The following is a 23,946-nucleotide window of genomic DNA, read 5'->3' as shown; positions in this document are numbered from 1 at the left end:
GTGCTGCAATGCAGCACTTACGAACGGTTGTTTATGTGCTGAGCTGCGGTTAAAAAAGAGCTTCTAGGCTTTCTGCAGTGAGAAGAGCAACCGACCATGTTCGCAAGCTTTCTTCATCCGCGGCTTCAATAAGCGCTCTGTGTTCATCTGATAGCTCACCAAACTTTGCATTCAGCTGCATCAAAAGTAACTGCCGTTGGCCGGCAACTCTCCCTTCAGCTCTACCTTCAGCTCTACCTTCAGCTCTACCTTCAGCTCTACCTTCAGCTCTACCTTCAGCAAGACCTTCCCGCTTCCAGTCACGCTTCCACTCTTTTACGGTTTCTTCGAGCATACTATGCACTCCTTCTAGGTCATCCACTTCAGCGAAGTCGATATGTTCCCACCTCGAAGGTAATAATACCCCTTTCATCCACGCAAGAAAGGCCTTGTTTAAGGATTTTTGCTCCTCATGCTCCAACCACTCCTTAACTGCTTCAAATGCATGCAAAAGATCATCTTCGCGCTGACTCGTTTCCAGCTTAAACAGCGCTGCCACCAAGTTCCGCGTCGCCGGCAGCGGGTGATCTTTGTATTTATACTCCTCCAATAATAGAAACTCAAAGCGGGGAATGAACTGCTCGATGCCACCCGGTATAACGTCAATGAGTTCGTGCAGTTTGGTGACAAAGTTCCACGGCGTCTTGCCGTTATAAAGCACCATAGGTAACACAGGGGGAAGTTTATGCGTGCGTGAGAACTCCTTTTGTTTCGCTATGTGCTCGTACAATAAGCCTAAATAGGTCAGTAACCGCAGCGGCATCAAACGGTCAGGCTTTGATTGAAACTCAAGAACAACATAAACGTAAAGCCAACGCTCTGTATCGCGCCATTTCACCCGCCAAATACAATCATTTTGTCGTTTATGCAGCCGGGAACTGACAAAATCAGTAGGCACCGCTTGTAGCGTTGAAAAATCAAGTCGCTCAATCCACTCTTGTTTCACATAGCCTTGCAGCAAGTCGATGACCATTTTAGGCTCGCTAAAGAGCAATTTGTAACTCGCATCAATTGATTTACGCTGCGCGCTACTCAGTTTCTTATCTTCAGATCTTGAGGCATCCATGCCGTGTTTCTCCCTTTAACGTGTCATTAATTGAAAGTGTAGTCCTAAATGATGGTTTCGAAATTAAGTTAAGCGATCGCTCAGTGAAATGACGGTACAGGTTTGGTAGGTGCTGCAATGCAGCACGTACGAAGGTTGGTGTTGTGGCAGGTGTTGTACGTGCTGCAATGCAGCACCTACCTACCGATCTCAACGATATTTCTTGGGTTTTAAATCGACACTTATTCCCGACCACTCCGGTGGTAGGAGACCGCGTTTTACATCCCTATGAAACGTCGAGTAAGGCCAATCCCCAACTTTGTCTACGTAGCCATGGTGAACTGGATTTATATAACAATACATAATCTGAGAATGGAGTTGTGACTCAGTGCGAATCGTCCTCTCCCAAAATCGCGGTTGCCAAAGCACGCATCTTCGATCTCGCTTGTAGTTCTCAGTCATCATCTCACTTTGTTTTATCCCCGCATACTTCGTAGTTAACATTTTCAAGTAACCTAAGCGCTTCGACAGGAGATCGTCTTCAGTACTGAGAACCATATGCAGATGGTCTGGAAGTAAGACCAAAGCATGAATATCGAATGGAAACTTTAGTTTAGTAGCGGCGACTGCGTGCTTGAAGCTTTGCCTAATATTAGGCGTGGTGAGGATAGGCTGACGCTGAAAAGCATTGATAGTGATAAAGTAATAGCCGCCCCCGCTCTCATAGCAACGATACATATTGCCCATGTTGACCTCCTTGTCATCGTGAATATCTAAATTATAGAACAATTTTGGTAGGTTGGTAGGTGCCGTGGTACGTGTTGCCGTAGGTGCTGCAATGCAGCACGAACGATGGTGGATGTGGCACGCGGGATGGTGGGTGATGCGGTAGGTGCTGCAATGCAGCACCTACGATGGTGGGTGTGGCACGCGCGATGGTGGATGTTGTGGCCGATGTCGCCGTAGGTGCTGCACCGCAGCACGAACGATGGCCGATGTGGCACGCACGATGGTGGATGTTGTGGCCGATGTCGCCGTAGGTGCTGCACCGCAGCACGCGCGATGGTTGTTGATGCGGCGGTCGGTGGTTGTTGATGCACGAACGATGTCCGGTGTTGCCCCGCCTGAAATAATACGTCATAATTGACCGATAAGCGCATAAAAGGTCAAATATGTTTCTTAATCGAACTAAAGATTTGCTCCTATTAATTGGGGAGCTTATTAAAAGAAACCGAACGCTTCATTATGATCAGGCGGACTTCGCACGCCGTGTCGGTTGCAGTGTAAAAACCATCTCACGCATGGAACAAGGTCAGCCGGTCAATGCCGAAACGTTATTTCAAGCACTTGATCTGCTCAACCTCATTGATGACTTCACTTTACTCACGGAGCAACAGTTAAAGCGTGTGTCTGGGAATCCGAAACGCCACCGAACGGGTATGAGTGAATACGAGGAGTTCCCAAATGACTTCTAGTGCATACGTCTTTGTTGAAGGACTTGAGGACGAACCGGTTATTTGTGGTGAGTTTCGTCTGCAGAGTGAGTCGGGTATTGGCAAATTTCGCTATGGCCGAAGCTATCTAGCTCGCAAAAATGCATTTCCACTTGATCCAATTCATCTACCGCTCGGCGAAGACATTTTCACTACAAGTTTGAACAAAGGTATTTTTGGAGTGCTCGCAGATGCGGGAGCAGACGCCTGGGGCCGCAAATTAATCACCCAATTGCACAGTACCAAACCCAAAAACGAACTCGAATTTCTTATCGCAGGCGCTTCGATGGGGGTTGGGGCGCTGAGTTTTAGCTTGTCGCGGCATAAAGCGAAAGCGAAACAATCGCGCAATACCATCGGCGATATCGATCTTCTCATTTCAGGTAAGAATGCGATCTTAAACGCACAGAATGTAAACGACGAAGTTCGTAGAGCATTCGAATTCGGCATTTCAATGGGCGGGGCTCGTCCGAAAACCGTTTTGCAGCATCATAACGAAGAGTATTTGGTAAAGCTGAATCGTCCGGACGATCTGTTTAATGTCAGTCGCGTTGAGCATGCTACGATGACCATGTTGCGGGAGTTAACGCCGAATGTCGCGAAGACCCAACTTCTTGAAGGTGCGGAAGACTTGCTCATGGTGAAGCGGTTTGATCGAACCTTTAATGGCAGCGAGTCAGGCGTATCTCACCACTTCATTACCGCAAACTCGTTGCTTGTTGAGGGTAAAGTCACCGAGATGAGTGGCCGTCATTGGTATTCCTATCCTGCTTTTGCTGAGTACTTACGGCGGTTTAGTGCAAGGGGTAGTGATGCCCATGAACTCTTTCTACGCATGGTTTTCAATATACTTATCGGCAATACAGACGATCATGGCCGCAACCATGCCATGCTTTATGATTTATCGAGCCAGGAATGGACACTCTCGCCAGCTTATGACGTATTGCCAATTAATAATTCACGCCAACACAGTTTGGGTATTGGCGAGCGAGGTCGCGAAGGAACACTTGAAAATGCAATGTCGCAGTGCAAACGCTTTGGTCTTAGCAATGCTAAAGCGAAGCATATAGTGAATGAAGTAAAAGAGGTTGCCAGAGAATGGCGCCACTTTATGACCAACGCTGGCGTCGGTGAGGGAGATATCGAACGTTTGGCTGCAGTGTTGCCGTAGGTGCTGCACCGCAGCACGAACGAAGGGTTATTTATGTGCGGAACTGCGCTTAAAAAACAGCTTCCAGGCTTTCTGCAGTGAGAAGAGCAACCGACCATGTTCGCAAGCTTTCTTCATCCGCGGCTTCAATAAGCGCTTTGTGTTCATCTGATAGCTCACCAAACTTTGCATTCAGCTGCATCAAAAGTAACTGCCGTTGGCCCGCAACTCTACCTTCAGCTCTACCTTCAGCAAGACCTTCCCGCTTCCAGTCACGCTTCCACTCTTTTACGGTTTCTTCGAGCATACTATGCACTCCTTCTAGGTCATCCACTTCAGCGAAGTCGATATGTTCCCACCTTGAAGGTAATAATACCCCTTTCATCCAGGCAAGAAAGGCCTTGTTTAAGGATTTTTGCTCCTCATGCTCCAACCACTCCTTAACTGCTTCAAATGCATGCAAAAGATCATCTGCGTTGAATTTAAACGCGGATTAAAGCGCGGCGGTGCACGCGCCTACGGTGTTACTGTTTAAGATTCTGCTCATGCGCCGGCAGCGGGTGATCTTTGTATTTGTACTCCTCCAATAATAGAAACTCAAAGCGGGGAATGAACTGCTCGATGCCACCAGGTATCACGTCAATGAGTTCGTACAGTTTGGTGACAAAATTCCACGGCGTTTTGCCGTTATACAGCACCATAGGTAAAACCGGCGGAAGTTTATGAGCTCGCGTAAATTCCTTTTGCTTCGCTATTTTTTCATATAGTAATCCCAAGTAAGTCAATAATCGCAACGGCATCAATCGGTCTGGTGTTGATTGAAATTCAAGCACCACATAAACATACAGCCAACGATCTGTATCCCGCCATTGCACCCGCCAAATACAATCATTTTGTCGTTTATGCAGCCGAGAACTGACAAAATCAGTAGGCACGGCTTGTAGCGTTGAAAAATCAAGTCGCTCAATCCACTCTTGTTTCACATAGCCTTGCAGCAAGTCGATGACCATCTTAGGCTCGCTAAAGAGCAATTTGTAACTCGCATCAATCGATTTACGCTGGGCACTACTCAGTTTCTTATCTTCAGATCTTGAGGCATCCATGCCGTGTTTCTCCCTTTAACGTGTCATTAATTGAAAGTGTAGTCCTAAATGATGGTTTCGAAATTAAGTTAAGCGATCGCTCAGTGAAATGACGGTACGATGGTGGATGTTGCGGCCGGTGTGGCCGTAGGTGCTGCACCGCAGCACGAACGATGGTGGATGTGGCACGCACGACGGCCGATGATGCACGCGCGATGGTGGGTGTGGCACGCACGATGTTTGGTGTGGCGGTACGTGTTGCGGTAGGTGCTGCACCGCAGCACGCGCGATGGTTGGTGTGGCACGCACGACGGCCGATGATGCACGCACGATGACCGGTGTTGCACGCGCGATGTTTGGTGTGGCGGTACGTGTTGCCGATGTTGCACGAATGATGGCCGGTGTCGCCGTAGGTGCTGCACCGCAGCACGAACGATGTTGGATGTTGCACGCGTGATGGTGGATGTTGCGGTAGGTGCTGCAATGCAGCACCTACGATTCAATGCAGCATCTACGATTCAATGCAGCACCTACGATTCAATGCAACACCTACGATTCAATGCAACACCTGCGATGGTTGGTGATGCAGCACCTACGGGATCACGACCTCGCTGTTGAAATGTTGGCGGAGGTGGTGGGCGAGGGTGCTTTTGGCGGGGGGGTCGCCGTGCACGAGCCGGATTTCGCCTACATATTGTGCGCTGCCTACGAAGTCTGTTAGCTCTTGTTGGTCGGCATGGGCGGAGTAGCCGCCTAGCGTGTGCACCTTCGCTTTAATATATATACGTTCGCGGTCGAGGTCGACGTAACCGCCGCGGGGGCCATACTGTTGAATGTCTCGGCCTGGAGTGCCTTGGGCTTGGTATCCGACAAAGAGTACGTCGGTACGCGGGTCAGGCAGTAACGCTTTTAAGTAGTTCACCATGCGCCCGCCGGTACACATGCCGCTGGCGGCAATAACAATGCAGGGGTCTGCCGACGAGTGCAGGTATTCCACAAGGCTTTCGTGTTGGCTGTGGCTGTCGACTATATGCATGCGCTCGAAGTTCAGCGGGTGACGCTGGTCGGCGAGTTTGTCTTTTGCTTCGGCGTCCCATAAATCGCGCATTCGTCGGTATTGTTTGGTAAATTGCGCGGCCATGGGGGAGTCGAGAATGACCACCATGTCTTGCCATTCACAGTCGGGAATGCCGCTTTGCTGGCATTGGTAAATAATGTCTTCTAATTCATACAATAACTCCTGCGTGCGGCCGATACTAAAAGCGGGGATTAACACGGCGCCCCGATCACGAATACAATGCTCTACTACCGTTTTTAGTCGCTGTTGCCGCTCGCTGCGGTTTTCGTGGTTACGGTTGCCGTAGGTGCTCTCTAGGATGAGTACGTCGGCGTATTCGAGGGCGGCCGGGTCGGGCAACAGCGGGGTGTTTTTGCAGCCTAAATCGCCTGAAAAAACGACGCGATACGGGCGCGGGGCGGTCGTTAAATCCGCGGTCACGGCCATTCCCGCATCCAAGCCCGTCGACAGCGCGGCATTGCCGGGCCTCCCGCCAACCGCGGCATCATCCAAATCAGCATCCGCAAGCGCAGCATTGCCGGGCCTATCGCCAACCGTGGCATCATCCAAACCTGAATCTGCTGCCGGATCCGAATGCGCGGCATTACCGCTCCCACCCAAATCAAAACCAGACTCTAACCCCGGTATATCCACTTCAACAAACGACGAGCCGAGAATATGGCCGGCTTGACGAAAGCGAATATTCGCACCCACCTCCGGCAAATGCTGCCAGGTGTCGTAGTCAACGGGAACTAGTAATTCCGCGACAATACGCAAAACCGAATTAATAAGCTGCGGGTTCCGCGTTAGGCCAATTTTCAGTGCGTCTTCAATCACCATGGGCAATAAATGAGCGGTAGCTCGGGTGCAATAAATAGGTTTACGAAAACCGGCAATGAGCAGCCATGGTAAGCGGCCAACATGGTCGATATGGCAATGGGTAAGAATGAGCGCTTGCACCGCGTTAAGGGAAAATTCGATTTCCTGATGGTTTGAGTCGGCGCCTTCGCCCGAGGTTTCCGCGCCTTGGAACAGGCCTATGTCGACCAAAAGCGACTTACCGTTGGGTAAAAAAAGCTCATGACACGAGCCCGTTACGCCCTCGCGGGCACCATGATGAATAAAGTGAATGTCCATATTTATCTTCCTAATGGTGGCGTCAGAGTAAAACATGGAGCAGAGCAAATAGGTTTACTCTGACCCTCATTTGTTAGAGCAAAAATAAGTAAAGACGCAAATTTCAAATTTTACAAATGGTTAGCGGAAAAAATGTAAGCGCTGGCTGAAAGAAAGGTGTTGTCAGACCCCCAATATTGGGGTCTGACCCCAAAGTTAATGTAAAAAATGTGTTGCTTTGGGGGGTGGGAGGCTTCCATTCGTGTAGGCGATATCTTACAATCCTCTTTCGTTTTGAGTGTGGCAAGAGTAGTGCGCACGAAGAGTTTCGATGGTTACACTTTGGAAGGTGCCACCAGAAGCACCAACCATGGAAGAAAGGACGTTTCGTTGTATGTCAACCTGGTATTTATTGCATTGCAAGGCGCGTCAGGAAGAACGTGCTCGGTTGAACATTGAAAATCAGGGTTATATTACCTGTCTGCCGCTGTTAACACGCGAAAAAATACTGCGTAAAAAAAGAACGCAAGTGAATGAAGCCTTGTTTCCTAACTACCTGTTCGTACAAGTGAACCCCAATACTGTTAATTTTAATGCGCTACGCAGCACGCGTGGCATTAATGGTGTTGTGCGCTTTGGTGGCGTGCCCGCAGAGGTGCCCGAAGGTATTATGCGCGAAATGCTCGCCATGGAATCTGCCTATGAAGAGCAGCAACAAAGCGGAACTAAACAAATAGTGAGTGCGTTTCAGCCGGGCAGCTTGGTCGAAGTTACCGAAGGCCCCTTTACAGGCCTCAAAGCTATTTATCAGTTGCCCAAAGGCGAAGACCGCTGCTTGGTATTGCTCGACATGCTCGGCAAACAACAGCGCATAGAATTAGAAGAGCGCGTGTTACGCGCGTAGTAGGTACGGCACCGCCGTACATAAAAACGTAGGTACGGCACCGCCGTACATAAAACGCACACAAAACAAAAATGGCATTTGGGGGCCGTAACCTAAGGGCGGTAGCGTACCTTTTGTTCGATATTCCGAATAACCGTAGGCGCGGCCCCAAACCCAAATTTTTCGCCGAAACCAAAACCAAAACCAAAACCAAAACCAAAACCAAAACAAAAACCAAAGCAAAAACCAAACCACTCCCGCAGGCAAGTGTTCTCCCGGTAATGTTGTACGGAAACAATACGCCGCACAGGCTGAATAGGTTCACTCAGAATGAGCCAGCAGCCGCAGCAACGAAATGGAAGCAAAGCAATGAACAGCGAACAGCACCAACGCTATAAAATAGAAATTTGTAAGGGCGACGAGGTTATTCAAAAACTCGGTATTCCCCTTACCCGCACTCGGTTTCATGTGGTTGAAATAGCGCGAAAGGAACTCAAGCGCGTGTCTACGGCTACACATGCATCAATTCGTGACGCAGAAGGTACGGTTGTCGAAATCTTTCCCTCCGACAGCTGGGCGACCATTCAAATGCAGGCGTTTCGCCTTAAATAATTATAAATTCAGGTACAGGTTCATGTTGCAATTTAACTTAAACTCGCAAATGAAAAATCTCATTCTTGGCGCCGCAAGCTTAGCCATTTTGTCGGGCTGTGCGTATGCACCAGGTAGCCACATGGACCCAGACAAAGCAGGCGAAAATTTAGAAGGCCAAGTGCAGTTTCACACTATTAGCCCGCAGCTTATTAACGAGCTCAGAACGCCAAAATCAACGCCAGTGCACAATGCCGAGCTAGACCAACAGCAAGAGCAGTACGACTACCGCGTAGGCCGTGGCGACGTGCTTACCATTACCGTATGGAACCACCCAGAACTAACTATTCCAGCGGGCTCTCAGCGTAGCGCGGAAGAGGCCGGCAACTGGGTGCACAACGACGGCACTATTTTCTATCCGTACATTGGTCGTGTACAAGTAGACGGCTTACGCGTTACCGAAATTCAAGAGCTGCTCACCCGCCGCCTTGCTACGCATATTGAGAGCCCGCAGGTTGACGTAACCGTAGCGGCGTTTCGCAGCAAGCGTGTGTACGTTACGGGTGAAGTAAAACAGCCGGGCACTCAGCCGGTGACCAATGTGCCCATGACGTTGCTCGACGCAGTAAACCGTTCCGGCGGTATTACTGAAATGGCCGACTGGCGTAATGTGGTGCTTACCCGAAATGGCGAAGAGCGTCGTTTCTCGTTGCAAGACTTATACACCCGTGGCGACACCACGCAAAATACCCTACTGCAGCACGGCGACGTGGTACACGTTGAACGTAACGACGTAAACAAAGTGTTCGTGCTGGGTGAAGTAAACCGCGCCAGTTCAGTGCCGGTGAACCGTTCACGTATGACTCTTGCTGAGGCGTTAGCCGAAGCCGGCGGTGTAGCCGAACAGCGCGCCGAAGCCAGCGGTATTTTCGTGTTCCGTGAAGCCCCAGAAGGTAGCGACTATGTGGTCGACGTGTATCAATTAAACGTAAAGCAGGCTACCTCGTATGTACTTGCCGACCAATTTGAGTTACAACCTCGCGACATCGTATTTGTAACCGCAGCACCGGTCGCGCGTTGGAACCGTGTTATCAGCTTAATTATGCCAACGGTAACTGGCTTGTATCAGGTTGCTCGCACCAACGACGAAATAACCCGTTAATGCAAACCACTAATGCAAACTGGTAATGCAAATTAATGTTTGAACGAATTTTAGTAGTGTGTGTGGGCAATATATGCCGGTCGCCAACGGCGGAGTTTATGCTCAAGCAAAAGCTGCCGCACAAGCACATTGGGTCGGCGGGCTTGCATGCACTTGAAGGGCGAGACATGGACCCGCAAGCTCGAGCAGTGGCCGAAGCCCATGGGGTACCCTGTGGTGAGCACAGTGCCCGGCAGTTTAGCGCTGAGTTAGCCCGCGACTACGACTTAATTTTAGTAATGGAAAAACGGCACCGCGACGAAATAGCCAGCCGTTTTCCGGAATGTTTAGCCAAAACCATGTTGCTTACCCACTGGTTACGCGGCAAAGACGTTCCAGACCCGTACAAAAAAAGCGATGAAGTATTCGAGCAAATTTATAAAATGCTCGAAGCAGCCACCCAAAGCTGGGCAGACAAATTGTCGTAGGCGCGGCACTATATGTAAGCGCTGCATTGCAGCGCCTACTAAAACCAATGTATAACGCCACATCGCAAAACCCGAATTAAAACAACCAAAGCGAACCAAGAATGACTGAACTCAACAAACCAACCCGTACCGCAAAAGAAAGTAGTGCAAACGACGAAATCGATCTCGGGCGTTTAATTGCAACCTTGTTTGATTTCAAATGGTGGATTGTCGGTTGTACCTTTGCCGCCGGGGTGTTTGGCGCAAGTTACGCTATTTTAACCAACCCAGTTTACCAAGCGGACGCCTTGTTACAGGTAGAAGAAAAAACCTCCGGGTTAGCGGGCCTTGGCGACATTGGCGAAATGTTCTCGCAAGAAAGCTCAGCGGTTACCGAAATTGAAATTATGCGTTCGCGCATGGTGGTGGGTACGGTTGCCGAACAACTGCGTTTAGACATTCAAGTAACACCTAAGCGTTTTCCTATTATTGGTAATTGGGTTGCGCGCCGCCACCCGGCAGAGGAAGGCCCGAATGCAGCAAGTGTATTTACGAGTTATGCATGGGGCGGCGAAACCCTAGAAGTGAGCGAATTGCGTTTACCTCGCGCGTTAATGGGTAAGCCATTAACCCTTCGCGCGCTGGAGCCAACCGGTGAACAGCAGCGCTTTACCTTATTGCATGAAGGCACAGAAGTGCTTTCTGGGGTGTCGGGCCAAACCATTGAGCAGAATACGCCGTTTGGAGAGGTGCTGATTCGCGTTGCAGAATTTGAAGCGCGCCCGCGCACGGAGTTCTCCCTTCAACAGCAACCATTGCTTCGAGTTATTAATGGTTTACAACGCGAGATTGGCGTAAGTGAACGAGGGCGCCAAAGTGGTATACTGAGCGCCACGCTTTCTGGAGAGAACCCACAGCGTATTCAACGAATTTTGCATGCGGTAACGCAAGAATACTTGCTGCAGAACATCCGCCGCAATGCCGCTGAAGCTGAAAAAAGCCTCGAGTTTTTGCAAGAGCAATTACCCGAGGTGCGGGGCGACTTGCAACGTGCTGAAGACCTGCTAAATGCGTATCGCTTAGAAAGCGAATCTGTAGACATTCAGCTTGAAACTCAAGGCTTGTTGCAGCAAATAGTAGAGCTGGAAAAGCAGATTAACGAGCTGGCCTTTAGGGAAGCAGAACTCAGCCGCTTGTATACGCGTAACCACCCTACCTATAAAGCGCTTATAGAGCAGCAAGACAAATTACGCGACGACCGAGACGAACTGCGCCGACAAATTCAAAACCTGCCAGAAACCCAGCAAGAAGTGCTGCGGTTAACACGCGACGTACAAGTAAACCAAGAAATTTACGTACAGTTGTTAAACCAAGTGCAAGAGCTGAATATTTTGCGTGCAGGCACCGTAGGCAATGTGCGCATTATTGACGAAGCCATGGTTCGGTTAGAGCCGATTGCACCCCGTAAAGCGCTTATTTTGGTGCTCGCCGTTATGCTCGGCGGTATGGTGGGTGTGGGTATAGCCTTTGTGCTCGGCTTTATTCGCCGTGGTATTGAAACCCCGAAAGAGCTGGAAGACGCAGGTATTTCGGTATATGCCTCGGTGCCGCTTTCAGAGCAGCAGCTTAAAATTGAAGAGCGTATTAAACAAGCGGTACGCCGCAGTAAAAACAAGGCGCAAAAGCAAAAGTTTAACACCTTGCTGCTCGCACGCGACAACCCAGAAGACAACGCCGTAGAAGCCTTGCGCGCGTTACGCACCAGCTTGCACTTTGCAATGTTAGAAGCAAAAAACAAGGTGGTAATGATTTCCGGCCCCAGCCCTGAAGTAGGCAAAACCTTTATTAGTTCGAACTTAGCCGTGGTATTGGCGCAAGCCGGCATGAAGGTGCTGATGATAGACGCAGACTTACGCCGCGGTTACTTACATACCACCTTTAACCTGAGTAACGAAAACGGCCTTTCCGACCTACTCAGTGGCCGTAGCACACGTGAACAGTCATTACAAAGCACAGGTGTGCCAAATTTAGACTTTATTGCCCGTGGTACCGTACCGCCAAACCCATCCGAGCTACTCATGCACAAAAGCTTTAGCGAGCTTTTAGAATGGGCCAACGAAACCTACGATATTGTACTCGTTGACACACCACCCATTTTAGCCGTAACAGACCCTGCCATAGTAGGCCGCTACGCCGGCACCAACTTAATTGTGGCGCGCTTTATGAAAAACCAAGTGAAAGAAGTGGAATACACCATAGAACGCTTCGAGAAAGCCGGTATAGAGATTAAAGGCGTGATCCTGAACGGTATTGAAAAAACAGCCCGCAGCAGCTACGGCTATGGTAGCTATGGGTACTATTCGTATGGATATGAGAGTAGCAAGTAGCGTATGAAAATTTTAGTAACAGGTGGTGCTGGTTTTATTGGCTCGGCAGTTATTCGCCATATTATTCAGAACACGAACGATTCTGTTGTAAACGTTGACAAGCTCACCTACGCCGGCAACCTAGAAAGCCTTGCGATGGTGAGCAATAGGGAGCGTTATGCCTTCGAGCACGTCGACATCTGCAATCAAGCAGAATTAGAACGGGTATTCAACCAGCATCAACCCGATGCAGTCATGCACTTAGCAGCAGAAAGCCATGTTGACCGCTCAATTGATGGACCTGCGGCCTTCATTGAAACAAACATCGTTGGTACCTATACGTTATTGGAAGTCACACGCAAATACTGGCAACTGCTTGAAGGAAAGAAAAAAGAGAACTTCCGCTTTCATCACATTTCTACCGACGAGGTATTTGGTGATTTAGAAGGCACAGACGATTTATTCACTGAAACCACCCCTTATGCGCCAAGCTCGCCTTATTCGGCAAGTAAAGCAAGCTCAGACCACCTAGTGCGGGCCTGGCTGCGTACCTACGGCTTGCCTACATTAATTACCAATTGCTCAAATAATTACGGGCCTTATCATTTTCCGGAAAAGTTAATCCCATTAATGATTTTAAACGCTCTAGAAGGCAAGCCATTACCTGTGTACGGCAAAGGTAACCAGATCCGTGATTGGTTGTATGTTGAAGACCACGCCCGAGCGCTATACAAAGTAGTGACCGAAGGCAAAGTAGGTGAAACCTATAACATTGGTGGCCATAACGAGAAACAAAACATCGACGTAGTAAAAATCATATGTGCATTACTTGAAGAGCTGGCGCCCAGTAAACCAGCTGGTGTGAGCAAATACGAAGATTTAATCACCTATGTGAAAGATCGCCCAGGCCATGATCTACGCTACGCCATAGACGCCAGCAAGATAGCCAGAGAACTTAATTGGACACCAGCAGAAACCTTTGAAACAGGTTTACGCAAAACCGTGCAGTGGTACTTAGATAACCAAGAATGGTGCCAGCATGTACAAGATGGTAGTTACCAGCGGGAACGGTTAGGAGAAAACTCAGGAGTATTAGCATGAAAGGGATTGTATTAGCCGGTGGCTCAGGTACAAGGTTGTACCCAATTACGATGGGCGTGTCTAAACAGCTGCTGCCAATTTACGACAAACCGATGATTTATTATCCGCTTTCAGTTCTTATGCTAGCGGGCATCAATGAAATATTAATCATCTCAACCCCAGAAGACTTACCGAACTTTAAAAAGCTACTTAAAGATGGCTCGCAATTTGGTATTAAGCTTTCATACGCGGAACAACCTAGCCCTGATGGCTTAGCCCAAGCTTTTATTATTGGCGAAGATTTCATTGGTAATGACAGCGTGTGTCTTGTGCTCGGTGATAATATCTTTTTTGGTCAGGGTTTCGTTCCAAAGCTTCATGAAGCTGTCAGGCAGGTTGAAGACCAAGGCGGTGCCACAGTTTTCGGATACCAGGTAAAAGACCCAGAGCGTTTCGGCGTAGTGGAATTCGATAATGCGCAAAAGGCTATTTCAATCGAGGAAAAGCCGGTCAGGCCCAAATCAAATTTTGCCGTCACTGGTCTCTACTTTTACGACAGCAAAGTCGTTGGCATTGCAAAAGCGGTTAAACCCTCCAGTCGAGGCGAGCTTGAGATCACAGATGTGAATCGTGCATATCTGGATAAGGGTCAATTGAATGTGAATCTGCTGGGGCGGGGTTTTGCCTGGCTAGACACAGGTACCCATGAAAGTCTTCTTGAAGCTGCACAGTTCGTTGAAACCATTGAGAAGCGCCAAGGCTATAAGATCGCCTGCCTGGAGGAAATTGGCTACAACCAAGGTTGGCTCAGCAGGCAAATGCTAGAGCAGCAAGCTCAGGAGTTAAGGAAGAATAGCTATGGTGAATACCTCGCCGACTTGCTCCGTGATGAGTCCTGAAGGGTAATGTTGTGATATTACATGTGGCGGGTTTAGATAAATTCATTCCACCGTTCGTCAGACTCGTAGAGAACGAATTTAAGGAAGATGAACACCAGTTCTGGTTGACGGGTTCGGTCGAAAAATACCCGGTAGAGCAGAGTGAAGCCATTTATGTGTGTGGGGATGGCATTTGGGGCAAGCTGGCAGGCTATGCGAAGCTGGTAACGCAACTTCACAGTGCCCGAAAAGTGATGCTTCACGGGCTCTTCAATATCCGTGTTGTTCTGGTTCTGGCGCTATGCCCATGGGTGCTGCCGAAGTGTTACTGGATCATCTGGGGGGGCGACCTTTACCAGTTCAGAAAAGCCGGCAATACGTGGCAGTCTCATATAAAGGAGGCGTTGCGCCGATTTGTCATCCGCAGAGTGGGCCATTTGGTTACATACATTGAAGGGGACGTTGAGTTGGCCCGCCAATGGTACGGAGCCAAGGGGACTTACCACGAATGCATCATGTATCTGAGCAATGTGGTCGATCCCAAAGTGAGCGCCGAGTCAGCCCCTGCCTCTGATCACGATGGCTTGAACACACTCCTCGGCAACTCTGCAGACCCAAGCAATAACCACATCGAAGCGCTTGAACGCCTACTACCGTTCAAAGATCAGGCCATAAAAATATATGCGCCCTTGTCTTATGGCGACCAGAATTACGCCAAGAAAGTAATCAGTCAGGGCAAAGCGTGGTTCGGAGATAAATTTGTACCCATGACGGATTTCATGCCGTTTGAGCAGTACTTGGAGTTTTTGAAAAGTCTTGATATCGCGATCTTTAATCATCAGCGACAGCAAGCCATGGGCAACACCATTACGCTTTTGGGTATGGGAAAAACGGTGTTTATGCGGAGTGACGTGAGCCATTGGCGTTTTCTGAAAGGCCTGGGAATTAAGCTGAACGACGTTGAGAATTTAGAGCTTTGCCGGATCACACCTAAGGATGCAGAAGAAAATGCGCGTGTAATTCGTTCATATTTTTCACGCGAGAATTTGATTCGTCAGCTTAACGGAGTTCTAGAGGAATGAAAGAGATTGTAATCTACGGCGCCGGAAGCTTCGCCAAGATGATGCGCTTGTATTTAGATCGAGTTGCAGGTCAAAAGGTAGTAGCATTTTGTGTGGATGAAGCATTCAAGGGCGATATGAGCTCCTTTGACGATCTTCCCTTGGTGGCATTTGAGAGTATCGACCGCCTTTATCCCAAAGACCGATTTCTGATGTTTGTTGCTGTTGGCTATTCCAGTATGCGAAATAGAAGGTCGATGTATGAAAAAGCCTGTTTTAAGGGCTATCAATTTGTTAATTATATCGATGGCAGCGCCATGCTGGACGAAACGGTTATTCTTGGGAGTAATAATGTAGTCCTTGTTGGAAGCGTTTTAGAGCCATTTTCAAGGTTGGGTGATAACAATATTATCTGGTCCTCTGTAATGATTTCACATGATGTTGATATCGGTAGTCATTGTTTTTTTGCTAGCCAAACGTTGTTGGGTGGTAATTGTAAAGTTGAAGATAATTGTTTTTTCGGTTTTAATTCGACCTGTGTTCAGGGTGCTGTTATCAGGACGGAATCTATGATTGGGTCAAAGTCATTGGTTCTATCAAATACAGAAGCGTTTTCGAAGAATCTTGGCGTTCCTGCCAAGCTCATTTCATCGCACAGAGATAAAGGAATAGTGTTAGCATGAAGAAGTTGGCGATTCTCCAGTCAAGCTATATTCCTTGGAAGGGATACTTTGACCTGATTAATATGGTGGATGAGTTTGTATTCTTTGATACAGCCCAATATACAAAGAATGATTGGCGAAATCGAAATGTAATTAAGACTAAGCAAGGTAGTAAGTGGCTCACAATACCTTGTGCCCAAAAAAGTCTAGAGCAAAGTATTCTTGAAACAAGAATAACTGACCAAAGATGGGCTCGCAAACACTGGCAGTCGATATCTCAAAATTATTCAAAGTCAAAGTTTTTTGGTGAGTACAAATCGATTTTTGAAAATTTTTATCTTAACTGCGGCTTTTTGGATTTGAGTACTATCAACTTTAGTCTAATAAGGATTGTAAACGAAATTCTTGGTATAAATACAAATCTAACCTGGTCACATGAATATGAGATTGTTGGGGGGAAAACTGAAAAGCTGATTAGTATATGTGAACAGGCGGGTGCGGATGTTTATTTGAGTGGCCCATCAGCAAAAGATTATTTCGACATGGAGCTTGCAGAAGAAAAAGGCATTCAGATCGAATGGATGGATTACAGCGGGTACCCTGAGTATCGCCAGTTACACGAACCCTTCGAGCATGGTGTGACTATTCTAGACCTTATATTTAATGAAGGGCCAAACGCGACACAATACATGAAGAGCTTTGGCTACAATGATTAATTTTAATCGCGCCCCATTCGTCGGCACCGAGCTCGTCTTTGTCGAGGAAGCCATAAGAAATGGAAAACTCTCCGGTGACGGCCCTTTCGGCAAAAAATGCCAGAATTGGTTTGAAGCCCATCTGCCAGCCAAGAAAACACTGCTGACCCCTTCCTGCACCGCTGCACTCGAGCTGGCTGCCGTCTTGGTCGACATACAGCCCGGCGACGAAATCATCATGCCGAGCTACACCTTCGTGAGCACGGCAAATGCCTTTGTACTCCGTGGCGCAAAGGTCGTCTTCGTGGATATCCGGCCCGATACCATGAATATCGATGAACGCCTGATCGAGGCAGCAATCACTCCCAAAACCCGAGCCATTGTACCTGTGCATTACGCGGGAGTCGGTTGTGAAATGGATACCATTATGGACATTGCTGAGCGTCACAACCTTTATGTTATAGAGGATGCTGCGCAAGGCATGATGAGTAATTACAAGGGCAAGGCGCTTGGGACAATTGGACATTTGGGCGCATTTAGTTTTCATGAAACTAAGAATTACACCAGTGGTGGTGAAGGTGGCTTGCTGATCATAAACGATGAAAAGTTTAAGCAACGCGCAGAGATAATCAGAGAGAAAGGTACGAACCGTAGCCAATTTTTTAGAGGCATGGTTGATAAATATCAATGGGTTGATATTGGAAGTAGTTTTCTTCCTAGTGAACTACAGGCGGCATATTTGTGGGCGCAATTAGAGGGTGCCAAGTTAATTAACGACGCACGTTTAGCTGCGTGGAAATACTATGCAGAGAAGCTTCAACCACTTGCGGATATGGGGCACATTGAACTAGGTGTAGTGCCAAAGGACTGCATACATAATGCTCACATGTTCTACTTTAAAGCGGCAAGCCTTGATGAGAGAACATCGCTAATTGAACATTTAAAGCATCAAGATATTCACGCAGTTTTCCATTATGTGCCTTTACACACAGCTAAAGCCGGGCGTGATTTTGGTCGCTTCTCTGGTGATGATCGTTTTACGACAGCAGAGAGTGAAAGGCTAATTCGATTGCCAATGTGGTATGGGATTGATGAGGCGACGCAACAGCAAGTGGTTGATGCGATTATTGAGTTCTATCGGTGACACCTAAGCAAATAGCCGCCTTCGCCATAGGCCCCATCGGCGGTGCGGTGCTCGGCCTAATCTCCCTGCCAATCATCACCTGGTTCTTCTCTCAGGAAGATGTAGGCCGAATGGCGATGCTGCAGGTAACACTGGGCTTCAGCATCTTGCTGTTCAGCCTGGGGCTGGACCAGTCCTATGTCCGCGAGTTTCACGAAGCTGAAGACAAGCCAGCGTTGCTCAAGCGGGCAATGCTCCCGGGGCTGGTGTTGTTGTTGATTACCCTTTTGGTGCTGCTGTCGCTTGGCGGGAAACTGGCCGGTTGGCTGTTTGATGTGCCCGCATGGCACTTGAGTGTATTGGTGGCGGTGGCTTTGGTGGCAAGTTATCTTTCCCGGTTTTTGTCGCTCGTGCTGCGCATGAACGAGCGTGGCTTGGCGTTCTCGATGAGTCAGCTGCTCCCGAAGCTGCTTATGCTGGCCATTATCGGGGGATACGTTGCCGTTGGTGCCGATAAGGACTTGACCAACCTGGTGCTTGCGAATACTGCTGCCATTGCCTTCGTGTGTGTAATATACGGTTGGAGCACCCGAGCAGAATGGCTAGCCGGGATTCGCACTAAGCTGGATGTTGATCAGCTAAAAAGCATGCTCCGTTTTGGGCTGCCACTGATTATGGGCGGTCTGGCGTTCTGGGGCCTCACTGCCATAGATAAGGTATTTCTGCGGATGCTCGCCAGCTTTGAAGAGCTGGGTGTTTATTCGGTCGCTGTCAGCTTCGCTGCCGCAGCCAGCATACTGCAAAGCGTTTTCTCAACTGTTTGGGCGCCCACCGTCTACAAATGGGCCAGCGCAGGGACTGGGCTGGAGAACGTGCACAAAGTGAGTCGTTACATACTAGCATTGGTTGTCCTCGGATTTGCTTTAGCCGGGTTGTTGTCCTGGGTTGTTACCTTTTTTCTGCCCGCCAACTACGCGGCTGTGCAGTGGATTGTGGTGTCCTGCATTGGCTACCCCTTGCTGTACACACTCTCTGAAACCACCGTGGTAGGCATCGGCATCTCCCGGCGCAGCTCTTTCTCCATGCTGGCGGCCATTACGGCATTCGCGGTCAATCTGGTGGGAAACTGGTGGCTAATTCCTCACTTCGGCGCAGCCGGCGCAGCCGTGAGCACCTGTGTATCGTTCTGGGTGTTCTTCTTTCTTAGAACCGAATTCGCGATTTATCTGTGGAAGCCCATGCCCCGGCTTGCGCTGTACGCTTTCACCTTGGTTTCTGTAGCTGGCGCTGTGGTGTTCACCCTTTGGGGCGAAGTTTTGAAGGGCTGGATGGTTGGATATTGGTTGGTTGTGTTGGCCGCCTGGGCGGTGGTTTTCCGGGGTGAAGTCGTGGAGGTGGTGGGGTTTGTGCGGCGCAGGATAGCCTGATTAATGCTCGAGTACTTTACACCCGATAGCCGCAAGCCGGACGGAACCATAGATATGTTCTCTGGCCCTGATGAGCACAACAGAAAAAGCCTGTATCTCACAAACGTTCACGGCGACAAGCTTCTGAAACTCGCTATTAAGGATGAGCCTCGTAGCGGTAGAGACCAGTCTCATGCCCAGATAAAGATCATTAGCACTGCGATAAAGTGGGCACACGTTTGGGCAGATAAGCCAACAGACCCCAAAAAAGTTAAGCTGCCGGAGCAGGTAGAAATGACCTACCACGGCGCCCACGTTCGTGAGATGAAGCCGAAAGTTCATCTGAAGGCACAGTCTGGTTACAGAACGCTAATTGATGATTCTCTGGATCTGCCTTCAACTACGAATATCCCTGTGCCGCTGTTTGCACTGGAGTCAAGCTATAACAATGAAAGACGCCTCGGTAACCCAGTAACTAAAAAAGGCCACGTTGTTTGTACCGATAATCCTTGCAGTGTTCGCGCTGATTTTTACCTGGCGAGTTCCGAAGTGAACATCTATTCCTATATGAGCTCGATTCACTTCTTCAGTTTCTTGTTTACACAAGACTACTTGGCGTCAGCAAAGGGGCATCCCTTAGTCGGAGGGCAAATTATCGCGCCCGTAAAGATTTTTCGAATGGGGAGCTACTTACTTTTTGTACGTCGTTCAATCTCTGCATACCGAGGAAGGCCGCAGCTGAGCTTTTATAGCAACAAGAACTACTATCCGAAGATGATGGGTCGTAGTGTGGCTTGGAAGGATGAAAATGGGCGCGTGCAATTGTCGACGATGGCGGCCGAAGAACAACGTCTGCGTTTGGGCAGGGAATAGGTCTAATCGCCATGCTTGCTGAAAGGGGATTGATGAGGTCCCCCTCTGGCAGGATAGATAATTGGACTCCCCACACCTAAATAGATAGGTTAACCTGTAAACGGTTATTTAATGGAGTCAGTTATGAAAAATACTATTGTAGGTGTTGATCTTGCTAAGCACGTAATTCAGGTTTGCTTATTTTCGAACAAAACGGTGCAATATAACATTGATATGACACCTGCTGAATTCGCTGAGTGGCTTGCAGTCACAAACTCCGTAACCATAGTATTTGAAGCATGCGGCACATCTAATTATTGGAAGCAAAAAGCAATTTTATTCGGGCACGATGCTCGATTGATATCGCCCAAACTAGTTTCAGCTGTTCGGCAAAATCAGAAAACAGATAAGAATGACGCCTTAGCCATAGTCCAGGCAGCACTATTACCTGATGTTTCGTTTGTTAGGGGAAAATCGCCAGAACAACAACAGCTGCAATCAATTCTTAGACTGCGTGAGCTCTGTGTTAAGCAGAAAACAGCTACTGGAAATCAGTTAACGGCTCTTTTAGCTGAGTTTAACATCAAAGCCTCAACCCGAAATGGTGGTTTAAAAAAGGTGATTACAGCGACACTGGAAGACGCTGAAAATGGTTTGTCTTTTGAGTTCAGGGAAGCGCTAAGCGCAGCCTGGCAACAATACCTTTCGATATTAGAATCTATTTCTGTTTATGACCGCTGTCTTGAAAAAGCAATTGAAAAACATGCCGATTGTAAAAAACTACTCAAAATCGAAGGGGTGGGTGTACTGAACGCTATTAATCTATATATAGCGTTAGGTTGTGCAGAACTAGGGACTTTCAGTAAAGGCAAAGATGCTGCTGCGTGTATTGGATTAACGCCAATGCAACACTCGTCAGGAGGGAAAGCCAAACTCGGTTCGATCGGTAAATATGTCAAAAATGGGATGCTCAGAAGTCAGCTTATTACTGGTGCGATGTCAGCAGTAAACCATGCGGTAAATAGGAAAGCTAAAACGAAAAAAGATATTTGGATAGCAGCATTGGTTGGCCGTCGCGGTAAAAAATGTGCTGCGGTTGCTTTGGCCAATAAAACCGTAAGAACGGCATTTGCAATGCTCACTCAGGGCACGGAATACAAAGCTGACTTAGTTGAAGCTTAAATAAGAGTTCTAACAATAAATTGCACAAACGAAGATAAAAATCAGCTAGCTAAGGCCGCCGTCAACACAGAGTGAAAAAACTCGCAGGATAGATTTGCCAGCTAGTTCGCGTAAATATCATAGAGCCGGAGATAGCTTCTCCAATAGAGCTCGTACATAAGTACGCAATTATTTCTTCAATTGAGTTGTTTGTTGTTGACACGTGGGGAGTCCACATAAGTTGTCACCCTTTAAAATTTAACCAGTTGGGGCGTTAAGGCTTAATAGTCCACACTATTCAGAAGAACGTAAGCAGTCGATCTTAAGTAAAATGATGCCGCCGTTGAACATGACCATCGCAGAAATTGCACGAACGGAAGGCATTGGCGAACAACCCCTTTATAATTGTCGTAACAAAGCCAGAGAACAGGGGCGTCCAGTGCCAGGAAATAAATCAACACCCGAACAATGATCTGCTGACGCGAAGCTTGCGACCGTGATTGAAACCGGCTCCATGAGTGAAGCTGAGCTCAGTGAGTATTGCCGTGAGCGAGGGCTTTTCGTTGAACAGGTGAAAGCCTGGAAAGCGGATTCGCTCAAAGGTTTCGCCAGCTCACGCGAGCAAGAGCTGAACTTACGAATCAAACCCAAGCGTCGTCTGCGACGCGATAAACCGGATGCTTTAAGTGTGCCAACCGCAATGATTCAAGTAAGGAAGAGCCCTCCTCATAAGTTTTTCTTCGCCTATTTGAATTCTCGTTTCGCTGCGCTGCTTGGGTTTACTGGTGTTTGCTATTCGGCTTTTGTCCTCCAACCTACGCGCCTTCTAGGGTAAGTATAGGGTAGATAACAGGCAAGGTTAATAAACGACAAAGTGCGCATGCCGGTGTATTGGGGATATGAGGCTTGCGCAGTATAAAAATGTTATGTGTATTGTCGTTTTCGGAGAGATATTTAGTGAGTAAATACGTATTCCAAGGCGCATCAATTAGGGCTAGAGCTAAAAGTCTCGTTATTGACTTTATGACAAATCACCCAGATTGCCAGGCAAACGCAAAAGGCATAAAACAGTCCGAAATTTTTCGGAGTTGCGGGCTGGATTGGGGCGATAAGCAGAGTGCTACGTCATCAAACCAACAATACTGGCTTGTCGCTCTTCTCCGCGAACTGGAATCCGACGGCCACATAGAAAGAGTATGCGAATCTGGGCCATGGCGAATAAAGTGAAAACACATAACCATACGCAGCACTACGCCGCCGCAAGCGTCGGCGGGACGCTCGTAAACTCGCGCCCGTGTGCTTAGGCGTTATGTGTATAAATAGGGGCATATTTGAATGCAAATCGATAAAGTTTCATCAGAAAGACTTAGCGTGCTACGCTTCCCTCTAATAATTGGAGTGGTTTTCATTCATGCGTATGGTACAGAAGTCGGCTTTTCAAATGGCGTTGTTGGGGTGACGAATACAGGATATTGGGTTGATTTTTGTCGTGACCTCATTTCCCAAGGCATAGCTCGAGTCGCAGTTCCTCTATTCTTTCTAATGTCTGGATACTTCTTTTTTTTAGGATTTTCCTTTTCTGTAAATAATTACAAAACCAAAGTAAAATCTCGATTAAGTACACTTCTTATCCCATTTTTATTCTGGAACATACTCACCCTTTGTCTAATTGCGTTGGCGCAATACCTGCCGGCAACCCAGTCATTCTTTTCTGGCAAAAATGCCCAAATATCTACATTTGGAATATATGATTATTTTAATGCATTGTTTGGGATTGACAGAAGTCCAATTTCATATCAATTTTGGTTTATAAGAGATTTAATGGTGATGATCTTAATTGCACCAGCGATCTATCTTTTTCTTAATAAGGCATCAAAGGTAGTTCTTTTTACAATTTTTACTCTATGGTTCCTAAATGTGTGGCCGATTTATATTCCGTCTGCTGCCGCATTCGCATTTTTTTATGCTGGAGCTTACTTTGCGCATTCAAATACTAACATATTTGCACTAGATCGATTAGGTCCTTTGATTTTACTCCTGTATTTGGTGACCCTTTTGATTGACACGTCTACGAAAGGCTATGTGTTTAATGAATATATACACCATGCTGGGATACTCCTTGGCATTGGTTCGGCCTTATTTGTAACAAACGCAGTAGTAAAAACCGCATACTTAAAAAAGGCCTTAATGTGGGCTAGTGGTTGCAGCTTCTTTGTGTTTGCCGTTCATGAACCACTGCTAACTGTAATGCGGAAAATTAGCTATAAGATGCTTCAGCCAAACAATGACCTATTGGTACTTTCTTTGTATTTGATTATTCCGTTTTTTGTGATTGCACTCTCCATGCTTGCGTATATGGCCATAAAATCAATCGCACCTAAATTCTTGAGTGTAATATCAGGCGGAAGATAACACATAACACCTATGAGCCTTCGTCCTGTCAATAGGCATTAGTTTTTTATTGGCCGCCGCGTAAGCGGCCAATATCAAATCTCTGAGCCAGTGAGCCTGCTTCGTCTGTCATCGTTGGCTGTTGGTGGCTTACAGCAAACACCTATTGAGGCTCTCTTAGTGTGGTGGTTATCCACTGCCAAACTG

The 23,946-nt window shown here is 47.8% G+C and carries 25 protein-coding genes; 20 read left to right on the top strand and 5 right to left on the bottom strand.

Features of this window, described 5'->3' with window-relative positions:
* Positions 1-49 precede the first annotated feature (49 nt).
* Both DQW12_RS12460 and DQW12_RS13805 read right to left on the bottom strand, forming a co-directional pair.
* Positions 50-1,105 carry an Rpn family recombination-promoting nuclease/putative transposase gene (locus DQW12_RS12460; protein ID WP_113908202.1) on the bottom strand — a complete coding sequence of 352 codons (1,056 nt, stop codon included), beginning with the start codon at positions 1,103-1,105 and terminating at the stop codon, positions 50-52.
* A 189-nt stretch (positions 1,106-1,294) separates the two neighbouring features.
* Positions 1,295-1,822, bottom strand: a complete 528-nt coding sequence (locus DQW12_RS13805) for an REP-associated tyrosine transposase (protein WP_368732020.1) — start codon at positions 1,820-1,822, stop codon at positions 1,295-1,297.
* A 434-nt stretch (positions 1,823-2,256) separates the two neighbouring features.
* Here DQW12_RS13805 and DQW12_RS12450 point away from each other — a divergent pair, with 434 nt between their 5' ends.
* Together DQW12_RS12450 and DQW12_RS12445 are read left to right on the top strand one after the other, a co-directional pair.
* Positions 2,257-2,559 carry a helix-turn-helix domain-containing protein gene (locus DQW12_RS12450; protein WP_113908200.1) on the top strand — a complete coding sequence of 101 codons (303 nt, stop codon included), beginning with the start codon at positions 2,257-2,259 and terminating at the stop codon, positions 2,557-2,559.
* Entirely contained in the window at positions 2,549-3,748 is a 1,200-nt protein-coding gene (locus tag DQW12_RS12445; protein ID WP_113908199.1) for a type II toxin-antitoxin system HipA family toxin, read from the top strand. The genes DQW12_RS12450 and DQW12_RS12445 overlap by 11 nt, the downstream gene beginning before the upstream one ends.
* A gap of 49 nt (positions 3,749-3,797) precedes the next feature.
* Here DQW12_RS12445 and DQW12_RS13515 read toward each other — a convergent pair whose 3' ends face one another.
* Positions 3,798-4,190 (bottom strand): RpnC/YadD family protein, encoded by a 393-nt coding sequence (locus tag DQW12_RS13515; RefSeq protein WP_157957929.1) that lies wholly within the window; start codon positions 4,188-4,190, stop codon positions 3,798-3,800.
* Positions 4,191-4,251: 61 nt separating this feature from the next.
* Complete coding sequence (locus DQW12_RS12435; RefSeq protein WP_113908197.1) at positions 4,252-4,830, bottom strand: Rpn family recombination-promoting nuclease/putative transposase; 579 nt, start codon at positions 4,828-4,830, stop codon at positions 4,252-4,254.
* A 161-nt stretch (positions 4,831-4,991) separates the two neighbouring features.
* On the opposite strand from DQW12_RS12435, the gene DQW12_RS13510 reads away from it, so the two are divergent.
* Positions 4,992-5,144 carry a hypothetical protein gene (locus DQW12_RS13510; RefSeq protein WP_157957928.1) on the top strand — a complete coding sequence of 51 codons (153 nt, stop codon included), beginning with the start codon at positions 4,992-4,994 and terminating at the stop codon, positions 5,142-5,144.
* On the top strand, positions 5,141-5,266 hold the full coding sequence (locus tag DQW12_RS13730; RefSeq protein WP_269800936.1) for a hypothetical protein: 126 nt from the start codon (positions 5,141-5,143) through the stop codon (positions 5,264-5,266). The genes DQW12_RS13510 and DQW12_RS13730 overlap by 4 nt, the downstream gene beginning before the upstream one ends.
* A gap of 135 nt (positions 5,267-5,401) precedes the next feature.
* Here DQW12_RS13730 and DQW12_RS12430 read toward each other — a convergent pair whose 3' ends face one another.
* Complete coding sequence (locus DQW12_RS12430) at positions 5,402-7,003, bottom strand: MBL fold metallo-hydrolase RNA specificity domain-containing protein (protein ID WP_113908196.1); 1,602 nt, start codon at positions 7,001-7,003, stop codon at positions 5,402-5,404.
* A 373-nt stretch (positions 7,004-7,376) separates the two neighbouring features.
* Here DQW12_RS12430 and rfaH point away from each other — a divergent pair, with 373 nt between their 5' ends.
* The 16 genes from rfaH to DQW12_RS12340 all read left to right on the top strand — a co-directional run bounded on the left by rfaH (position 7,377) and on the right by DQW12_RS12340 (position 23,760).
* On the top strand, positions 7,377-7,886 hold the full coding sequence (gene rfaH, locus DQW12_RS12425) for a transcription/translation regulatory transformer protein RfaH (protein ID WP_157957926.1): 510 nt from the start codon (positions 7,377-7,379) through the stop codon (positions 7,884-7,886).
* Positions 7,887-8,195: 309 nt separating this feature from the next.
* Positions 8,196-8,477, top strand: coding sequence for a hypothetical protein (locus DQW12_RS12415; protein ID WP_113908193.1), 282 nt, complete (start codon positions 8,196-8,198; stop codon positions 8,475-8,477).
* A gap of 22 nt (positions 8,478-8,499) precedes the next feature.
* Entirely contained in the window at positions 8,500-9,618 is a 1,119-nt protein-coding gene (locus DQW12_RS12410; RefSeq protein WP_232819989.1) for a polysaccharide export protein, read from the top strand.
* A 35-nt stretch (positions 9,619-9,653) separates the two neighbouring features.
* The gene (locus DQW12_RS12405) at positions 9,654-10,085 is read left to right on the top strand and encodes a low molecular weight protein-tyrosine-phosphatase (protein WP_113908192.1); all 432 of its coding nucleotides are present in this window, start codon (positions 9,654-9,656) and stop codon (positions 10,083-10,085) included.
* 101 nt (positions 10,086-10,186) lie between these two features.
* Complete coding sequence (locus tag DQW12_RS12400) at positions 10,187-12,451, top strand: polysaccharide biosynthesis tyrosine autokinase (RefSeq protein ID WP_113908191.1); 2,265 nt, start codon at positions 10,187-10,189, stop codon at positions 12,449-12,451.
* 3 nt (positions 12,452-12,454) lie between these two features.
* Positions 12,455-13,531, top strand: a complete 1,077-nt coding sequence (gene rffG, locus DQW12_RS12395) for a dTDP-glucose 4,6-dehydratase (protein WP_113908190.1) — start codon at positions 12,455-12,457, stop codon at positions 13,529-13,531.
* The gene (gene rfbA, locus DQW12_RS12390) at positions 13,528-14,409 is read left to right on the top strand and encodes a glucose-1-phosphate thymidylyltransferase RfbA (RefSeq protein WP_113908189.1); all 882 of its coding nucleotides are present in this window, start codon (positions 13,528-13,530) and stop codon (positions 14,407-14,409) included. Before rffG ends, rfbA begins: the two co-directional genes overlap by 4 nt.
* Before the next feature lie 11 nt (positions 14,410-14,420).
* Entirely contained in the window at positions 14,421-15,470 is a 1,050-nt protein-coding gene (locus DQW12_RS12385; RefSeq protein ID WP_113908188.1) for a TDP-N-acetylfucosamine:lipid II N-acetylfucosaminyltransferase family protein, read from the top strand.
* Positions 15,467-16,132, top strand: a complete 666-nt coding sequence (locus tag DQW12_RS12380) for an acetyltransferase (protein WP_113908187.1) — start codon at positions 15,467-15,469, stop codon at positions 16,130-16,132. The genes DQW12_RS12385 and DQW12_RS12380 overlap by 4 nt, the downstream gene beginning before the upstream one ends.
* Positions 16,129-16,827 carry a WbqC family protein gene (locus DQW12_RS12375; protein ID WP_113908186.1) on the top strand — a complete coding sequence of 233 codons (699 nt, stop codon included), beginning with the start codon at positions 16,129-16,131 and terminating at the stop codon, positions 16,825-16,827. The genes DQW12_RS12380 and DQW12_RS12375 overlap by 4 nt, the downstream gene beginning before the upstream one ends.
* Positions 16,820-17,950, top strand: coding sequence for a dTDP-4-amino-4,6-dideoxygalactose transaminase (gene rffA, locus DQW12_RS12370; RefSeq protein ID WP_113908185.1), 1,131 nt, complete (start codon positions 16,820-16,822; stop codon positions 17,948-17,950). Before DQW12_RS12375 ends, rffA begins: the two co-directional genes overlap by 8 nt.
* Positions 17,947-19,356 carry an oligosaccharide flippase family protein gene (locus tag DQW12_RS12365; RefSeq protein ID WP_113908184.1) on the top strand — a complete coding sequence of 470 codons (1,410 nt, stop codon included), beginning with the start codon at positions 17,947-17,949 and terminating at the stop codon, positions 19,354-19,356. Before rffA ends, DQW12_RS12365 begins: the two co-directional genes overlap by 4 nt.
* 3 nt (positions 19,357-19,359) lie before the next feature.
* Complete coding sequence (locus tag DQW12_RS12360) at positions 19,360-20,208, top strand: hypothetical protein (RefSeq protein WP_113908183.1); 849 nt, start codon at positions 19,360-19,362, stop codon at positions 20,206-20,208.
* A 123-nt stretch (positions 20,209-20,331) separates the two neighbouring features.
* Complete coding sequence (locus DQW12_RS12355) at positions 20,332-21,369, top strand: IS110 family RNA-guided transposase (protein WP_113908182.1); 1,038 nt, start codon at positions 20,332-20,334, stop codon at positions 21,367-21,369.
* 475 nt (positions 21,370-21,844) lie between these two features.
* Positions 21,845-22,183 (top strand): hypothetical protein, encoded by a 339-nt coding sequence (locus DQW12_RS12350; protein ID WP_157957925.1) that lies wholly within the window; start codon positions 21,845-21,847, stop codon positions 22,181-22,183.
* Positions 22,184-22,683: 500 nt separating this feature from the next.
* Positions 22,684-23,760 (top strand): acyltransferase family protein, encoded by a 1,077-nt coding sequence (locus tag DQW12_RS12340; RefSeq protein ID WP_113908179.1) that lies wholly within the window; start codon positions 22,684-22,686, stop codon positions 23,758-23,760.
* Positions 23,761-23,946: the final 186 nt, after the last annotated feature.

Source organism: Aliidiomarina celeris (assembly GCF_003316875.1).
GTDB lineage: Bacteria > Pseudomonadota > Gammaproteobacteria > Enterobacterales > Alteromonadaceae > Aliidiomarina > Aliidiomarina celeris.
This window is presented reverse-complemented; position numbering and strand designations above follow the sequence as displayed.

What these genes read in the sequence shown, in the direction of transcription:
- rfaH (WP_157957926.1), top strand. Translation starts at nt 7,377, where the DNA reads ATGTCAACCTGGTATTTATTGCATTGCAAGGCGCGTCAGGAAGAACGT.
- DQW12_RS12435 (WP_113908197.1), bottom strand. Translation starts at nt 4,830, where the DNA reads ATGGATGCCTCAAGATCTGAAGATAAGAAACTGAGTAGTGCCCAGCGT.
- DQW12_RS13805 (WP_368732020.1), bottom strand. Translation starts at nt 1,822, where the DNA reads ATGTATCGTTGCTATGAGAGCGGGGGCGGCTATTACTTTATCACTATC.
- DQW12_RS13730 (WP_269800936.1), top strand. Translation starts at nt 5,141, where the DNA reads ATGACCGGTGTTGCACGCGCGATGTTTGGTGTGGCGGTACGTGTTGCC.
- DQW12_RS12430 (WP_113908196.1), bottom strand. Translation starts at nt 7,003, where the DNA reads ATGGACATTCACTTTATTCATCATGGTGCCCGCGAGGGCGTAACGGGC.
- DQW12_RS12445 (WP_113908199.1), top strand. Translation starts at nt 2,549, where the DNA reads ATGACTTCTAGTGCATACGTCTTTGTTGAAGGACTTGAGGACGAACCG.
- DQW12_RS12340 (WP_113908179.1), top strand. Translation starts at nt 22,684, where the DNA reads ATGCAAATCGATAAAGTTTCATCAGAAAGACTTAGCGTGCTACGCTTC.
- rffG (WP_113908190.1), top strand. Translation starts at nt 12,455, where the DNA reads ATGAAAATTTTAGTAACAGGTGGTGCTGGTTTTATTGGCTCGGCAGTT.
- DQW12_RS12360 (WP_113908183.1), top strand. Translation starts at nt 19,360, where the DNA reads ATGCTCGAGTACTTTACACCCGATAGCCGCAAGCCGGACGGAACCATA.
- rfbA (WP_113908189.1), top strand. Translation starts at nt 13,528, where the DNA reads ATGAAAGGGATTGTATTAGCCGGTGGCTCAGGTACAAGGTTGTACCCA.
- DQW12_RS12380 (WP_113908187.1), top strand. Translation starts at nt 15,467, where the DNA reads ATGAAAGAGATTGTAATCTACGGCGCCGGAAGCTTCGCCAAGATGATG.
- DQW12_RS12415 (WP_113908193.1), top strand. Translation starts at nt 8,196, where the DNA reads ATGAGCCAGCAGCCGCAGCAACGAAATGGAAGCAAAGCAATGAACAGC.
- DQW12_RS12405 (WP_113908192.1), top strand. Translation starts at nt 9,654, where the DNA reads ATGTTTGAACGAATTTTAGTAGTGTGTGTGGGCAATATATGCCGGTCG.
- rffA (WP_113908185.1), top strand. Translation starts at nt 16,820, where the DNA reads ATGATTAATTTTAATCGCGCCCCATTCGTCGGCACCGAGCTCGTCTTT.
- DQW12_RS12375 (WP_113908186.1), top strand. Translation starts at nt 16,129, where the DNA reads ATGAAGAAGTTGGCGATTCTCCAGTCAAGCTATATTCCTTGGAAGGGA.
- DQW12_RS12410 (WP_232819989.1), top strand. Translation starts at nt 8,500, where the DNA reads ATGTTGCAATTTAACTTAAACTCGCAAATGAAAAATCTCATTCTTGGC.
- DQW12_RS12460 (WP_113908202.1), bottom strand. Translation starts at nt 1,105, where the DNA reads ATGGATGCCTCAAGATCTGAAGATAAGAAACTGAGTAGCGCGCAGCGT.
- DQW12_RS12400 (WP_113908191.1), top strand. Translation starts at nt 10,187, where the DNA reads ATGACTGAACTCAACAAACCAACCCGTACCGCAAAAGAAAGTAGTGCA.
- DQW12_RS12450 (WP_113908200.1), top strand. Translation starts at nt 2,257, where the DNA reads ATGTTTCTTAATCGAACTAAAGATTTGCTCCTATTAATTGGGGAGCTT.
- DQW12_RS12355 (WP_113908182.1), top strand. Translation starts at nt 20,332, where the DNA reads ATGAAAAATACTATTGTAGGTGTTGATCTTGCTAAGCACGTAATTCAG.